Genomic DNA, 14,337 nt, shown 5'->3' with positions numbered 1-14,337 from the left:
AGATGAAGCTCGATTCGGACGTCACCGTCGGTATCGCTGGTGATCAACCGCCGACAGAAGCCTTGGGCAGACTCTGCGCGGCGGCTTGGACCGGCAGCATCGGGATCGTGGGTGACCGTTGCCTCCGACATCGCCGACTATCGAGTCCGACCATCGGGCTGTCACCGCTCAAGTTGGCACAGGGATAGCCGATGGTGCCGATCGAGAGCCCACACCGATATCGCAGATCCGTTCTGGATAACGAATCGCCGTGTATCGAGTCCCGGGAATCAGAGTGCGAATCAACCCGCCGCTCTGGCCCGGCGGCCTGACAGCGGTCGGATCCGGCGCCGTCGTGCTGATCCGACACCGACGCTGCTGGTCGGGATACTGGGCTGTTGGTCAGGAACGGGCTAGCCGAGGCCGGCCGCCGGCCGTCGGTGCGTCGTGGGTCGTCGCCGCGATCTTGAACCGATGCTCGCTGAGTACCCATCGCGGATCGAGCTCCACGCGCGAAGAACAACAAGCCAGCCGCCCAACCAGCTCCGTGAGCGTGACAGACACGCACCTCGCCCCGCGAGTTGCGTGAGCTTCGCCTACAGGATCACTCGTCGGGCCAGATCCTCGACCGACATCGACTTCGGCTCCTTGCACCGGCCGCGCGATGGGTCCGGCTCTCCGCAGCCCGGTGCACCACTAGCCGATCTACGATCCGGTCGTCATCGGGTGCGGGTCATGGCAGCGTCTCCGGGGGGACCCGATCAAACCCTTCCTTCCATGATCGTCGACCTAGCTCGCGGTGCAGTGACCCTGCTGACGGCCGGTTCGCCCACGGCTCACGTCAGTCGAACCCGCCACTGAGGACAGCCATCCTGCTGCCTCCAGCCAACAACTACCGGACGCTGGAGGCAGCCGGGGTCTTGAGCAGCGGCAGAAGTTGATCACCGATGCGGGCCACCTCCTCGAGGTACGGGGTGTCGGACAGGATGAAGTGCGTGACGCCCAGCTCGGCGTAGCGACCTAGGGCTGCGGCGACCTGATCGGGTGAGCCGACCAGCCAGGTGGTGCCGGCACCTCCCCCTCCGAAGCGGCCCGGCGCCGTGTAGAGACAGGTGTCCAGCACCTCGCCGCGGTCGGCGAGTTCGTACAGGCGCTGCTGACCGACGGCCCGGCGCCAGTTCCGGCCTACCTCGCCGGACTGCGCGGCCATCGTGGCGACCCGCTCCTCCGCAATCCGCCACGCCTCCTCCGCCGTCGATCTGATCACCGTGGTGACGCGCAGGCCGAACTCGAGCGGCGGATGCTCGCGGTCCACCTCCGTGCTCAGCCGGCGCAGCCGGTCGATCCGCTCGGCGATCCCGTCCAGCGGCTCGCCCCAGAACAGCTGGACATCGGCCTCGGCCGCCGAGACCCGTTCCGCGGCCGGCGAGGCCCCGCCGAAGTAGAGCCGCGGCTGCGGACCGCGCTCCGAAGGGTACGGTCCCGGCCGCACGGTCGAGTTCTCGACCGAGAAGAACTCGCCCCGGAACGTGACATCGTCCTCCCGCCACAGCCGACGGACCAGGCGGAGGAACTCGTGGGTGCGGTCGTAGCGGCGGGCCGGATCGCTGTGCAGGTCACCGTACGCGGCAAGATCATCGACGCCGCTCACGATGTTGATCAACAGCCGCCCGCCGCTCAGTTGATCAAGCGTCGCCGCGGCGGCGGCGAACTGGGCGGGCTGCCAGTAGCCGGGCCGGATCGCGATCAGCGGGCGGAAGGTGCTGGTCCGGGCGGCCAGCGCGGTGCCGAGCGTGAACGTGTCCGGCCGGCCCCAGCCGGCACCGAGCAGTGCGCCGGACCAGCCGTGGTCCTCCACGGCCCGGGCATGCCGGACCGACAGGTCCAGGGTGCCCCAGCCGTCCACCACGTCGTCGCCGCGATGGCCGGGCTGGACGGTGTTCGGGATGTACCAGAGGAAGTCGACCGGCCCAGCCCCGGTCATCCGGTCACCGCCAGCTCCGCCACGTCGGCCACCGGTCTCGGCAGCCCGTAATGATCACGCAGTGTCCGGCCCGTGTAGTCGGACCGGAACAGGCCGCGCCGGACCAGGATCGGCACCACCTCGTCGACGAACGTCTCCAGGCCCGACGGCAGCACCGGCGGCATCACGTTGAACCCGTCCGCCGCTCCGTGCTCGAACCAGTCGACGATCGCGTCCGCAACCTGCTCCGGCGTGCCGGTGAAGGTACGGTGCCCGCGTCCGCCGCCCAGCCGGCCGATCAACTGCCGGACCGTGAGCCGCTCGGTGCGGGCCAGGTTGACGATCAAGGTGTACCGGCTCTTGGCACCCTCGATCTCGTCCTCGCCGGGCAGGTCGGCCGGCAACGGCGCGTCCAGCTCGAGTTCGTCGGGCCGCAGCCGCAAGGTCTTCGCCAGTTGATCACGCGCATACTCGGGCCTGATCAACTCGTCCAACTCCCGGTCCAGCGCCTTCGCCTCGGCCTCCGTGGACCCCAGCACCGGAACGATTCCGGGCAGGATCTTGATCAACTCCGGGTCCCGGCCGAGGGCCGCCGCCCGCCGCTTCAGGTCGCGGTAGAACGCCTGCGCGTCGGCCAGCGTCTGCTGGGCGGTGAACACGGCTTCGGCATATCGGGCGGCGAAGCTCCGGCCGTCCTCGCTGCTGCCGGCCTGCACGATCAAGGGATGACCCTGCGGCGACCGGGGTACGTTGAGCGGCCCGCGGACCCGGAAGAACCGGCCCGCATGATCGACCGTCCTGATCTTGGTCTCGTCGCCCCAGACCCCGGACTCCTTGTCGGCGAGCGCGGCGTCGTCGGACCAGCTGTCCCACAGCCGTCCGGCCACCTCGAGGAACTCGGCCGCCCGCTGGTACCGCTCGGCGTGCGCCGGTTGATCATCGAGGCCGAAGTTGCGGGCCGCCTCCGGACCCGCGGTGGTGACCACGTTCCAGCCGGCCCGGCCGCCGCTGACGTGATCGACCGAGGCGAACCGGCGGGCCAGGTTGTACGGATCGTTGTAGGTCGTCGAGGCGGTGGCGATCAGGCCGATGCGCTCGGTCACGGCCGCGATCGCAGTGAGCAGCACGGTCGGTTCCAGCGAGCCGGCGGGGCGCCGGCCGACGTCGCCACGCAGCACCGGCGAGTCGGCGAAGAAGATCGAATCCAGCTTCCCGCGTTCGGCGATCTTGGCCAGTCGCTGGTAGTGGCCGACGTCGGTGTTCGCGTACGGATCGCTCTCCGGCAGCCGCCAGGACGCCTCGTGGTGCCCGGTGCTCATCAGGAACGCGTTCAGGTGCAGCGTGCGCCGCTTCGGGTCGAGGCCATGATCATACGTTCCATGATCAGGCGTTCCATGATCAGACATGGACGGACTCCTTCACTCCGAGGGCCGACAACAGGTGTTCCCGGATCCCGGCGAACGCGGGATCCGCCACGGTCCGCGGGGCCGGGATGTCGATGCCGACCTCGGCGGTGATCACGCCGGCGTCCAGCACGATCACCCGATCGGCCAGCACGATCGCCTCGTCGACATCGTGGGTGACCAGCAGGACCGCCGGCCGGTGTCGCTCGCACAGCCGGCGGAGCAGGGCGTGCATCCTGATCCTGGTCAGCGCGTCGAGCGCACCGAACGGCTCGTCGGCCAGCAGCAGTTGCGGCTCGCGGACGAGGGAGCGGGCCAGGGCAACCCGCTGCTGCTCGCCGCCGGAGAGCTCATTCGGCCAGGCCCGTTCCCGGCCGGCCAGGCCCACCTCGGCCAGTGCCTCCCGGCCCCGCGCCGCCGCCGCGGCAGCGGAGTCGTTCAGGCCCAGCACCACGTTGTCCAGCAACCGCTGCCAAGGCAGCAGCCGGGAGTCCTGGAACACCACCGAGATCTGGTCCGGTACGTCGAGCCCGCCGTCCCCGGCGACGCCCTCGTCCAGCCCGGCCAGCGCCCGCAACAGGGTGCTCTTGCCCGATCCGCTGCGCCCGATCAGGGCGACGAACTCGCCGTCGGCGATGGACAGGTCGACCGCGTCGAGCACGGCCCGGCTTCCGTACCGACGGGTCAGTCCGGTCACCCGGACCGCCGGCCGATCGTGAGTTGGATCGTGAGCTAGTCGGCCAGTGTGCGTCGCCATGACAGCCCTTTCCGTTGGATCAGCCGGACGATGCCGTCGGAGGTGAGGCCGAGCACGCCGTACACCACCAGCCCGACGATGATGATGTCCGTCTGGCCGTACGTCCGCGCCAGTTCCATCATGTAACCGATGCCGCTGGTGGCATTGATCTGCTCGACCACGACCAGCGACAGCCAGGCGCCGGTCACCGCGAAACGCAACCCCAGCAGGAATCCCGGCAGGGCGCCGGGCAGCACCACCTGCCGGATGAAGGCCCCGCGGCGCAGGCCCAGCGACTGCGCGAGTTCCACGTAGCGGCTGTCGATCGCCCGCAGCCCGTTGTGCGTGTGCAGGTAGATCGGGACGAACACGCCGAGCGTGATCGTGATGATCTTCATCGGCTCGCCGATGCCGAACCACAAGATCAACAACGGCAGCAGGGCCAGCGACGGGATGGCCCGCTTGAGCTGCACCGGTCCGTCGATCAGCGCCTCGCCGGCCCGGCTCAGGCCGGAGAGCAGGGCCAGCAGTAGCCCGAGGGAGACGCCCAGCACCAGCCCGGTCAGGGCCCGCGCGGCGGAGGTCGCCAGATTGGCCGGCAGCCGGCCGTCGACGGTGAGGTCGATCGCGGTGATCACGACGGTCCACGGCGCGGAGAGGATCCGCGGATCGATCCAGCCGAGGGCCGAGCCCGCGGCCCAGATCACCAGCAGCAACAGGGGTCCGAGCGCGATCGCGAACGGGATCGGCCTGCCCAGGCCGAGCCGGGTCGTCCGGTTGCGCCGATCCTCGGTTCGCGGCCGGCCCGCCCCGGCCCGTTCGGGTACGACAGCGAGGCCGGCCGGGGCCTCGAGCCGGACGTCGGCGCTCATGATCGTCCTCCGGCCTGCCCGAACGCCTCGGCCGCGACCGGGACGAACCGCGGGTCGTAAAGATCTTCGGCGCGCAGCGGATCGTTGCCGGTCTCGGCGGCCAGCAGGTCGATCGTCTCCTGATGCCGTACGTACACGTCGGTCAGGTCGTCCGGCACCTCGATCGTTCCGGCCCGCTCGACCAGCCAGCGGCCGTCCTCGGCGCTGAGCCCCTGATCGGCCACGTAGTAGCCCTCGATCCACTCCTCCGGGTGCTCGTCGACCCAGCGCGCGGCCCGGGCCCAGGCCGCGACGTAGGCCTTGAGCGCGGCCGCCTTGCCGGGATCGGCGAGCGAGGATTCCAGGGCATAGACGTGCCCGGGGTCGTCCCGGAGGCCGTGCTGTACGGTCGCCGCGCCCTCGCCGGCGTACTTCGCGAGATAGCGCTTGATCTGGACGCCGCCGATCGGTGCGATGTCCACCTGCCGCGCGGCCAGCGCGTTGGCGTAGACGTCACCGGTGCTGGGCAGTTCGATCAGCTGCACGTCGGCCTTGGTCAGCCCCGCCTTGCGGAGCGCCTTGAGGACCAGCGCACCCTGCGCCTGCCCCGGCGAGTAGGCGATCTTCTTGCCGCGGAAGTCGGCCAGGGTGGTCGCCGTGATGCCCGGCGCGACGCCGAACTCGTACACCGGATGGTGCAGCGGATCGACCCGGAACCGGGAGGCGATGATCTTGGTCTGCAGCCCGGTCCAACGGGCATGGATCGGCGGGATCTCGGCGACCGACCCGGCGTCCAGGGCACCGGCCCGGAACGCCTCCGTGGTCTGCGGCCCGCCGGAGAGATTGGCCCACTCGACGAACGGGAGCCGGTCCAGCTCGCCGGACAGCTGCAGGGCCTTCTGCGTGGTCGGATCGCCGACGATGATCTTGGTCCCGGCCGGCACCTCGTCCGGCAGCGGTGCGTCCAGCCCAAGCGATCCCGCGGCCGGCTGGCCGGTGGCCACGGCGCACCCGGACAGCAGGAGCGCGAGGCCGGCCAGGGCGGCGAGGAAGCGGCGTACGGTCATCGGCCGCCCTCCGTCCACGCCGGGTCGCCGGGACGGACGACCAGTCCGTAGCCGCCGTCGTGATAGACCAGCGGCCGGTACGGTCGGCGTACCTCGGCCGAGAGCAGCCGGAGCACGACGATGTGGTGATCACCGACGGCGAACCGGTGCGCGATCCGGCCGTGCAGCCGGCTCGGCGCATCGTCGAGGACCGGGGTCTGGTCCGGCAGCGCCGACCAGCGGGTGCCGGCGAACCGGTCGATTCCCTTACTGGCAAAGCGCATCGCGAGCTCGGACTGGTCCGCGTCGAGGAAGTTGATCGCGGCGTGGTGGGCGCGATCGACGGCCGGGAAGCTGGACGAACTGCTGGCCAGGGAGAACGAGACCATGGCCGGGTCGAGGGAGAGCGAGACCACCGACGTCGCGGTGAAGCCGACCGGGCCGGAGCCGGCGTCGGCGGTGATCACCGCCACGCCGTCGGCCCGTTGCCGGAACACGGACCGGTAGAGGTCCGGAGCGATGGTGGGCTCCGGGTCGGGCGGCACCAGGCTGAGATCAGGCCTTCTGGTGCCGAAAGCGGGGTGAGCTGACATGGGACGACTGCCTCTCGGTAGAGAGATGATCAACAAGCTGCAGCCGTTCCAGTTTCACATAATCCCCAGTAGCTAAATAGGGAATCTCGTCATGCGGTCACCGCCCAGTGGCGTGTCGCCTAAGTTGCTTGACGTTTGGCGGCGTCCAGGTGCGTGCATCGCAAGGCCGACGAGGAAGGCATATCGGGTCATATGTCGACTGAGGAGAACGCCGCGAGGTGCGTGCCTGGGCGTCGCCAAACGTTAAGAAACTTAGGCGACGCGCCACTGGGACGGGTCTCAGCGATCCGCGTCGATCACCGCACAGATCTCCTCGGCCAGCTCCCGGGTCGCCGCGACGACGCCCGAGTAGCGGAGGGTCAGGTCATGATCGAATTCCAGCGGCCGGCCGAAGGCGTCGCAGACGTAGCCGCCGGCGGCCGGCATGATCACCATCGCGGCCGCGAGATCGACCAGCCGATGGGTGTCCGAGCCCGGGTCGGCGAAGGCGTCGATCGCGCCGGTCGCGACGAGCATCGCCTCCAGGCAGCTGGACGACAGGATCCGGACCCGGCCGGCCCGGCGGCACAGCGTCATCCAGGTTTCCGCGGTGTCGCCGCGGGCCCCGTGCTTGGGCCGCAGCATGGACAGCGCCTGACCGGCCAGCCGGCGCGCCCCGCTGGTCCGGTACGAGGCGGGCTGGCCGACCCGGGCCGCGATCGAACGCCCGGTCTCCAGCCAGCAGGTGAGGGCCTCGACCGGTCGGCCGTCCTCGAGCAGCGCCGCCGAATAGCAGGACAGCGGCACCCCGGCAGCGGCGTTCGCCGAGCCGTCGACCGGGTCGACGACCAGGGTGAGCGCGCTGCCGAGGTCGACGAAACCCGCCTCCTCGCTGAGCACGTTGACCCCGTGCGTCTTGGCCGCGGCCAGGATCCGCTGCTCCACCAGGTCGTCGATCAACATGGTCGGCGTACCGTCGGCGCCCATTCGGGTCTCCGCGGACAGCTCGGCGCGGCCGTACCGACGCTGGGCGTCGGCCAGCGCGTCGAACGCGGCTCGGCAGGTGTCGGCGAGCGCGGGGTGCACGTCGCCGGGGATCAGCGCGGTCATCCGCGGTTGCTCTTGAACGTGGCCAGCACCGTGGGCCAACCGGCTCCGGTGTCGTCGACCAGCGTGAAGTCGGCCAGCCGGCCAGGCTCGATCCGGCCGCGGTCGGTCAGCCCGGCCACCTTCGCCGGTCCCGCGGTGACCAGGTGGGCGGCCGCCGGCAGGTCGGCGACACCGGAGCGGGCCAGGGTGAACACGGCGCCGAGCAGCGCACTCGGCAGGTAGTCCGAGGCGAGCGCGTCGACCAGGCCGAGCCCGACCAGTTCGGCGGCGCCGACGTTGCCGGAGTGGGACCGGCCGCGGAGCACGTTCGGCGCGCCGGCGACTGAGGTGAGCCCGAGGTCACGAGCCCGGCGGGCGGCCTCGACCGTGGTCGGGAACTCGGCCGTGGTCGCGCCCCGTGCGTGCAGCTCGTCGATCGCCTCGGCGGTGTCCGGGTCGTGGCCGAGCAGCCGGATCCGGCCGGCTCGGGCCAGGTCGCCCAGCCAGGCGAGGTGGTCCTGGCGGACCGACTCGGTCCGCTCGGCGTCGGCCAGGATCTCCGCCACCCGCTGCTCCGCCGCCTCGCGATCCAGCCCGCCGTCGCCCATGATCGCCTTGATCAACACCTGCTGGTCGGCGTACTGCCCCTGACCTGGGGTGTGGTCCTCGTGCGAGACCAGCGGCTGCTCGCCCTCCGGAAGCCCGTCCAGGCGCCGCCGCAGCAGTTCGGCACCGCCCTCGGACCGGACCGCGAACCGGTGCAGCACCCGATGATCAACGCGGGACGACTCGTGCGCGTCGACCGCCCCACAGAGCTCCAGCGCCCGTTCCGGCGAGCGCTCGGTGCCGGCCGCCGCCTTGTGCTGGAAGCCGGCCCCGTGGAAGATCGTCGTCACCCCGGCCGCGGCCAGCTTCGCCTCGTACGAGGTCAGCGCGAAATCCCATGGCAGAACGGCATTCGCGCGCGGCGCCCGCTCCTTCTCCAGGGCATCGCTGTGGACGTCGATCAGTCCCGGCAGCAGCAGCCGGCCACCGGCGTCGAGGTCGGCCGGCAGCACCCGCTCCGCCACCTCCTCGATCAGCCCGTCGGTGATGATCACCGTCGCCGGTTCGGTGACCCGGTCGGCCAGCACGACCCGCGCGTTGCCGATCAGGTACGAATCCGGTGGTGCGCCGACCGGCCAACCGGACCCGGCCGGTCGTCGTTCATGATCAAGTTCGGTCTGCAGAGCATTCATGCGTACGCCTCCTCCATGACATCGTCGAGGGCCCGATGGCCCGCCGCAAGAACTTTGTCCGGCGGACCCTCCGCGACCAGCCGGCCGCCGTCGAGGACCAGCACCCGGTCCGCCATCCGGCGGATGATCGCCAGGTCGTGATAGACCGCGAGCACGCTGACCCCCTGCTCGGTGAGCCGTTCGATCACCGCGAGCGCGCGGGCCCGATTCGCCGGGTCGAGGGCGGAGACCGGCTCATCCAGCAGCAACAGTCGCGGCGGACTCACCGTACCCGCGGCGAGATTGACGCGCTGCCGCTCCCCTCCCGAGAGCAGGCTGCAGTCGACGTCGAAGAGCCGTTCCGGCAGGCCCAGCAGCTCCAGCGAGGCGGCGGCCGCGGCCCGGGCCGCCGCCGGCTCGAGGCCCCGGCGCTGGGCCGCGCCGGCCACCAGGCGCAGCGGGCCCTGCCGGGGCGGCGCGACCAGGAACTGCGACACGTACCCGAACTCGCGACCGCGGAGCCGGGCCATCCGCCGATCCGGCAGCGAGGTCAGCTCCAGGTCACCGGCCTCGGTGTGCAGCGTCACCCGTCCCGAATCCGGTCGGTAGTTGCGGTAGAGGCAGCGCAGCAGGCTGGACTTGCCGGCCCCGCTGGCGCCGGCGATCGCGAGATGCTCCCCCGCGGCCAGGGTGAACGACACCGTGTCCAGCGACTGCACCCGGCGGCCGCCGATCGCATGCAGGGTGAAGGTCTTGGTCAGCTCGGCGACGGTCAGGATCGGAGCGTTCATGATCACTTTCCTTCCGGTCAGTGCTTCGCCGCCGCGACGAGGCGTTGGGTGTACGGATGGTGCGGGTCGGCGAACAGCTGGTCGGTCAGCCCGGTCTCGACGACCCGGCCGTGCCGCATCACCAGCGCCCGGTCGGTCAGCGCGTCGATCACCGAGAAGTCGTGGCTGACCACGACGACGGCGATCTGCCGCTCGGCCAGCAGCTCGCGGAGCAGGTCCAGCACGCCGGCCGCGACCGAGGCGTCCAGGCCGGTGGTCGGCTCGTCGAGCAACAGCACCTGCGGATCGGTGGCGAGGGCCTTCGCGATCTGGACCCGCTGCCGCATCCCGCCGGAGAACTGGCCGACCACGTCGTCCATCCGCTCCAGCGGCACCTCGACCCGTTCCAGCAGTTCCGCGGCCCGGTCCCGGATCGCGTGGTACGACCGCCAGCCGGCCGCCGTGAGCCGGTCGGCGATGTTGCCGCCGGCCGAGATCCCGAGATCGAGGCCGGCCGCCGGATCCTGATAGACGACGCTCAACGTACCGATCCGGAGGGACCGGCGGCGGGCCGGATCAAGATCAAGAATGTTCGTCCGGCCGTCGTCGACCGAGCCGACGAAGACCTCGCCGCCGGCCTCCAGCTCGTCGCCGATCAGGCACCGCATCACGGTCGACTTGCCCGACCCGGACTCGCCGATGATGCCGAGCGCCTCGCCCGGCGCGACGTCGAAGCTGACCTCGGCGGCGGCCACCACCTCGCTCGACCCGCGGTAGCCGCGGTAGGTCTTGCCGAGGTCGACCACCTTGAGCGACCACTCCTCCGCCGGCGCCGTGATCCCGGCCGGCGGGGCCGTCCAGACCCGCCGCTCCGTCGCGGCGGTGGCGCGGACCCGGCGGGACGGGTCGGGCAGCAGGTGCAGCGGCGCCCGGTCCCGATGATCATGGTCGGCCATCCCGGCCCGTACCTTCAGACACCACTGAACATCGGAACACAGGTAGTCGCCCGCCGAGGTCTCGACCAGGAACGTGTCGTCCGAGCCGCACAGGCCGCACCGGCTGCCGGCCGTGTACTCGACCTCGAACGGGACGTCGGTGAAGGTCAACGGTTCGACCTTGGTGTGCGGCGGTACGGCGTAGATCTTCTTGTCCCGGCCGTGACTGAGCAGCGTCAGATGATCACTGTCGTCGAGCCGCGGAATGTCCCAGCGCGGGATCGGGCTGGGCGCCATCAGATAACGATCTTGAACCATCACCGGGTAGCCGGCACCGCCGCTGATCACGCCGTTCTGCGCCAGCCCCTCGTACAGCCCGACCCACATCTTCGCGTAGTCGGCCTCGGCGTGCCGGCGCTTGCACTCGTACACCGACTTCTCCACCTTGCGCAGCGGTTCGGACTGCGGCACCTGCAGCACCAGGATGTCGTCGGCGTCGAGCGTGTCCTCGGGCACCCGGTGCCGGGACTGCACGATCGAGGCGTCGAGGGTGTCCGCGGTGGTACGGCAGCGCAGCGTCCCGGCGATCAGCCGGCGCAGGTTGACCGCGTTGACGCCCTCCTCGTCGCCCTGGTCGATCACCTTCACCGAGTCGTCCGGACCGCCGATCGCGAGCGTCACCTGGAGTCCGCCGGAGCCCCAGCCGCGAGCGACCGGCATCTCCCGCGATCCGAACGGGACGATGTACCCGGGCACGCAGACGCCGGACAGGCAGGCCCGCCGGACCTCCCGCTTCGCCTGCTCGTCCAGCACCACCGGCGCCGCGTCCTCCGGCCGGTCCTCGACGAGTTGATCAAGCGTGGTCGTGATCATGGTCGCAGTCCTCCCCATGCTCGGTGGTCGGGCGCTCGGTTGTCGGGCCGGCCTCGCCCGCCGCCGCCTCGGCCCGTTCCAGTTGGGATCGGAAGGTCACGTAGTGCGGCAGTTTGAGATGTTCCAGGAAGCCGCAGGAGGCCAGCCCGTCCGTGGTGTGCAGGAGAATCTGGTCCAGCCGCTGACCGCCCTCGGTGCCCCGGAACCGGTGCGCGGCGAGATCGAGACTGGCCATCGCGATCGTCTTCCGCTCGTTGTGGCCGAGCGCCATCCCGTACCCGATATCGAACTTCGCGGCGTCCTCGCCGCGGTCGGTGAGGTGGGTGATCGCTTCGGTCTCGGTGACCCTGATCCGGCCGATCTGGACCGGGTTCCCGGTGTGCGGGTGGACGACCCGGATCGGTACCCGGCCGTGCCGGACCTCGCCGAGCGTGACCGACTCGTCCGTGTAGCCGTCCGGGCCGATGATCGACTGGTACCAGATGTTGATCAAGCCGCCGGTCTCGGCGAGCGCCATCGCGGAGAGCAGCGCCGAGCGCTCGGCGGGCAGCTGCGGCGCCACCAGGGCCAGGTCGAACGGCTCCGGATCGTCCGGGTCGGTCCGATCGGCCAGCACGCCCCGGTCGGCCAGGTAGTCGCGGTAGCGGCGGAACGGCACGTCCTGCGGCGACTCGGCCGCTTCCGCGCCGGGCTCCGGCGGTTCGACCGGCAGCGGTGGCTCGCTGTCCCACGGCGCATCCGGCGGGTGCAGCAGCCGCGCGGTGTAATCGACGGTCTCACCGAGCAACTGCGGTCCGTCCGGCTTGCGGTGCGCCGGAACGATCCGCCGCAACAGCTCCAGCTCCCGGGGTTCGACCGGTTCGGAGTACGCCAGCCGCGGCAGGGTCGACCGGTGCGCCCGGAGCAGGTGCACCGCCTCCGCCGTGTCCCCGCCCGCCTGCAGATAGGCGGTCGCGGCGGTCCGCGGATCCCACAGCCCGCCCTCGCCCATGATCTTGTCCAGCGCGCGAGGGAAGCATTCGATCACCTGGTCGACGGTGATCACGCCGTCCAGCATCGCCCGCCGCTGCAGCACCAGCCGCTCGGCCGCGATGATCGCCTCCGTACCGCCCTTGTTGGTGCCCGCGTACATCAGCCGACCTCGATCCGGGTCGTCCGCGGAAGGCCGATCATGGTCCGGTCGTCGGTGATCAACACCAGATCGATCCCGGTCGGGAACTCTGCGGTCAGTTCCGCCCGGGCGGCGAAGAAGTCCGCGCTGAGGCCGGCGACGGTGATCACGGTCGAGTCCTTGATCCCCGGTCCGGTCAGCGTCAGGCTCAGCGCACCCCCAGCCGCACCCTCCGCACCTTCCGCACCTTCCGAACCCTGAGCCGTACTCTCCGCGCCCTGAGCCTGTCGAAGGGCCGCAACCCGCTGACTCAGCAGCACCCCCAGCTCCGGCGACCAGTTGCTGCCGATCGGCAGCCCGGCCAGTTGATCATGATCATCGTCGAGGGCGAGAGCGAACCTGGCCCGGTCGGCCGGCACGCAACGCGCCCCGGTCGCGGTCGCGATCCGGCGGGCCAGCCCTTCGGCGCGACCGAGCCCGGTCAGTGGCGCCATCAGGTCGGTCAGCGCGAGCGGGACCAGGGCCGCGGCCGGGATGCTGGCCGGCAGGTCCGCGGCTGGCAGTTGATGCACGCTGCCCGGCCGGGACAGGGCGCCGAGGCAGGCCCGGAACACCTGCTGCGACGCCGATGCAGGCAAGGCAGGCAGCACGGGCCACGCGGTTTCGGCGGACGCTGTGTCGGTGGGCGCGGTGTCGGTGGGCGCGGTGGTCAGGTGTGCGGTCAGGGTCACGGGATCTCCTCGAACTCGACGACGGACGGGGCGAGACGGGCCCACTCGGCGGCGCGCTCGGCCTCCCGGCGGGCCCGTCCCTCGCGGCACAGATCGAGCACCCGGGCCGCGTACGGTCCGGACGAGACGACCTCGGCGTCGCAGATCGCGGCCGCCAGGGCGGCCCGCCGATCGGAGCCGAGCCGCATCCCCCAGCCGAGCCGGCCGCGCAGGCTGACCTCGGCGGAGCAGGCGAGCGCGTCGGCAAGGATGAATCGCTGCTCGGCCACGGGTTCCCGGACCTGGGTGACCACGCTGCCGACGGTCGGCGGCCTGGTGATCATGAGGTCGGGTTCGTCGGCGACGCACTCGTCGGCGAGCGCGATCAGTCCGGACGCGTCGATCATGCTCAACTCGGAACAGAGATCTTCCCTGGTCATCGCATCCATCGGGCCTCGTTTCTCGGAGGGGTGCTGGATGTCTCCGAGCGTGCATCGCCAGCCCTGCGCCAGGCTCGCCGCAACCTGACCGACCGGTGAACACCCCAGAAACACCGGAGCCCCTTGTCACCCGACCAAGATCAGCTCCCGCCCGCCGCTGGACGCAACCGCCGGCGACGTGGGGTTGTCGACAATCCCACGCCGTGGGTCCCTGGCAACGTGGGGATGTCGACAACGCCACGCCGCGGATCCCCGAGAACGCGGGGAAGTCGACAACGCCACACCATGGATCCCCGAGAACGCGGGGATGTCGACAACGCCACGCCGCGGATCCCCGGTAACGCGGGGAAGTCGACAACGCCACGCCGTGGGTCTCTCTGGGAACGTGGGGATGTCGACAATCCCACGCCGCGGATCCCCGGCAACGCAGGGATGTCGACAACCCACCGCCGATCCCCGAGAACGCAGGGATGTCGACAACCCCACACCACCGACCCCCGGCAACGCAGGGAAGTCGACAACCCCACACCACCGACCCCCGGCAACGCAGGGAAGTCGACAACCCCACACCACCGACCCCCGGCAACGCAGGGAAGTCGACAACCCCACACCACCGACCCCCGGCAACGCAGGGAAGTCGAC

The 14,337-nt window shown here is 70.8% G+C and carries 13 protein-coding genes; all 13 read right to left on the bottom strand.

What is annotated here, in order from left to right:
• Positions 1 to 871 precede the first annotated feature (871 nt).
• Positions 872 to 1,963 carry an LLM class flavin-dependent oxidoreductase gene (locus ACFQU4_RS01060; protein WP_377485791.1) on the bottom strand — a complete coding sequence of 364 codons (1,092 nt, stop codon included), beginning with the start codon at positions 1,961 to 1,963 and terminating at the stop codon, positions 872 to 874.
• Positions 1,960 to 3,348, bottom strand: a complete 1,389-nt coding sequence (locus ACFQU4_RS01055; protein ID WP_377485789.1) for an LLM class flavin-dependent oxidoreductase — start codon at positions 3,346 to 3,348, stop codon at positions 1,960 to 1,962. Before ACFQU4_RS01055 ends, ACFQU4_RS01060 begins: the two co-directional genes overlap by 4 nt.
• Complete coding sequence (locus ACFQU4_RS01050; RefSeq protein WP_377485787.1) at positions 3,341 to 4,102, bottom strand: ABC transporter ATP-binding protein; 762 nt, start codon at positions 4,100 to 4,102, stop codon at positions 3,341 to 3,343. Before ACFQU4_RS01050 ends, ACFQU4_RS01055 begins: the two co-directional genes overlap by 8 nt.
• Positions 4,078 to 4,953, bottom strand: coding sequence for an ABC transporter permease (locus ACFQU4_RS01045; RefSeq protein WP_377485785.1), 876 nt, complete (start codon positions 4,951 to 4,953; stop codon positions 4,078 to 4,080). Before ACFQU4_RS01045 ends, ACFQU4_RS01050 begins: the two co-directional genes overlap by 25 nt.
• A complete protein-coding gene (locus ACFQU4_RS01040) occupies positions 4,950 to 5,999 on the bottom strand; it encodes an ABC transporter substrate-binding protein (protein WP_377485783.1) in 1,050 nt (349 codons plus the stop codon). The genes ACFQU4_RS01045 and ACFQU4_RS01040 overlap by 4 nt, the downstream gene beginning before the upstream one ends.
• Positions 5,996 to 6,571: a flavin reductase family protein gene (locus tag ACFQU4_RS01035; RefSeq protein ID WP_377485781.1), complete on the bottom strand. Its 576-nt coding sequence runs from the start codon at positions 6,569 to 6,571 to the stop codon at positions 5,996 to 5,998. Before ACFQU4_RS01035 ends, ACFQU4_RS01040 begins: the two co-directional genes overlap by 4 nt.
• A 279-nt stretch (positions 6,572 to 6,850) precedes the next feature.
• Positions 6,851 to 7,660 carry an inositol monophosphatase family protein gene (locus ACFQU4_RS01030; RefSeq protein ID WP_377485779.1) on the bottom strand — a complete coding sequence of 270 codons (810 nt, stop codon included), beginning with the start codon at positions 7,658 to 7,660 and terminating at the stop codon, positions 6,851 to 6,853.
• Positions 7,657 to 8,877, bottom strand: coding sequence for an alpha-D-ribose 1-methylphosphonate 5-triphosphate diphosphatase (locus tag ACFQU4_RS01025; RefSeq protein WP_377485777.1), 1,221 nt, complete (start codon positions 8,875 to 8,877; stop codon positions 7,657 to 7,659). The genes ACFQU4_RS01030 and ACFQU4_RS01025 overlap by 4 nt, the downstream gene beginning before the upstream one ends.
• Entirely contained in the window at positions 8,874 to 9,647 is a 774-nt protein-coding gene (locus ACFQU4_RS01020; protein ID WP_377485775.1) for an ATP-binding cassette domain-containing protein, read from the bottom strand. Before ACFQU4_RS01020 ends, ACFQU4_RS01025 begins: the two co-directional genes overlap by 4 nt.
• Positions 9,648 to 9,664: 17 nt before the next feature.
• Positions 9,665 to 11,434, bottom strand: coding sequence for an alpha-D-ribose 1-methylphosphonate 5-phosphate C-P-lyase PhnJ (locus tag ACFQU4_RS01015; RefSeq protein ID WP_377485773.1), 1,770 nt, complete (start codon positions 11,432 to 11,434; stop codon positions 9,665 to 9,667).
• Complete coding sequence (locus tag ACFQU4_RS01010) at positions 11,415 to 12,566, bottom strand: carbon-phosphorus lyase complex subunit PhnI (protein WP_377485771.1); 1,152 nt, start codon at positions 12,564 to 12,566, stop codon at positions 11,415 to 11,417. The genes ACFQU4_RS01015 and ACFQU4_RS01010 overlap by 20 nt, the downstream gene beginning before the upstream one ends.
• Positions 12,566 to 13,276, bottom strand: a complete 711-nt coding sequence (gene phnH, locus ACFQU4_RS01005) for a phosphonate C-P lyase system protein PhnH (RefSeq protein WP_377485769.1) — start codon at positions 13,274 to 13,276, stop codon at positions 12,566 to 12,568. The genes ACFQU4_RS01010 and phnH overlap by 1 nt, the downstream gene beginning before the upstream one ends.
• Positions 13,273 to 13,704 carry a phosphonate C-P lyase system protein PhnG gene (locus ACFQU4_RS01000; RefSeq protein ID WP_377485767.1) on the bottom strand — a complete coding sequence of 144 codons (432 nt, stop codon included), beginning with the start codon at positions 13,702 to 13,704 and terminating at the stop codon, positions 13,273 to 13,275. The genes phnH and ACFQU4_RS01000 overlap by 4 nt, the downstream gene beginning before the upstream one ends.
• Between the last annotated feature and the right edge of the window lie 633 nt (positions 13,705 to 14,337).

The organism is Microlunatus sp. GCM10028923 (assembly GCF_042666975.1).
Taxonomy (GTDB): domain Bacteria; phylum Actinomycetota; class Actinomycetes; order Propionibacteriales; family Propionibacteriaceae; genus Microlunatus.
This window is presented reverse-complemented; position numbering and strand designations above follow the sequence as displayed.

Bases quoted from the DNA above. Each gene is read 5' to 3' on its own strand.
- ACFQU4_RS01000 (WP_377485767.1), bottom strand. From the start codon at position 13,704: ATGGATGCGATGACCAGGGAAGATCTCTGTTCCGAGTTGAGCATGATC.
- ACFQU4_RS01040 (WP_377485783.1), bottom strand. From the start codon at position 5,999: ATGACCGTACGCCGCTTCCTCGCCGCCCTGGCCGGCCTCGCGCTCCTG.
- ACFQU4_RS01045 (WP_377485785.1), bottom strand. From the start codon at position 4,953: ATGAGCGCCGACGTCCGGCTCGAGGCCCCGGCCGGCCTCGCTGTCGTA.
- ACFQU4_RS01025 (WP_377485777.1), bottom strand. From the start codon at position 8,877: ATGAATGCTCTGCAGACCGAACTTGATCATGAACGACGACCGGCCGGG.
- ACFQU4_RS01035 (WP_377485781.1), bottom strand. From the start codon at position 6,571: ATGTCAGCTCACCCCGCTTTCGGCACCAGAAGGCCTGATCTCAGCCTG.
- ACFQU4_RS01015 (WP_377485773.1), bottom strand. From the start codon at position 11,434: ATGATCACGACCACGCTTGATCAACTCGTCGAGGACCGGCCGGAGGAC.
- ACFQU4_RS01055 (WP_377485789.1), bottom strand. From the start codon at position 3,348: ATGTCTGATCATGGAACGCCTGATCATGGAACGTATGATCATGGCCTC.
- ACFQU4_RS01060 (WP_377485791.1), bottom strand. From the start codon at position 1,963: ATGACCGGGGCTGGGCCGGTCGACTTCCTCTGGTACATCCCGAACACC.
- ACFQU4_RS01020 (WP_377485775.1), bottom strand. From the start codon at position 9,647: ATGAACGCTCCGATCCTGACCGTCGCCGAGCTGACCAAGACCTTCACC.
- ACFQU4_RS01010 (WP_377485771.1), bottom strand. From the start codon at position 12,566: ATGTACGCGGGCACCAACAAGGGCGGTACGGAGGCGATCATCGCGGCC.
- ACFQU4_RS01030 (WP_377485779.1), bottom strand. From the start codon at position 7,660: ATGACCGCGCTGATCCCCGGCGACGTGCACCCCGCGCTCGCCGACACC.
- ACFQU4_RS01050 (WP_377485787.1), bottom strand. From the start codon at position 4,102: ATGGCGACGCACACTGGCCGACTAGCTCACGATCCAACTCACGATCGG.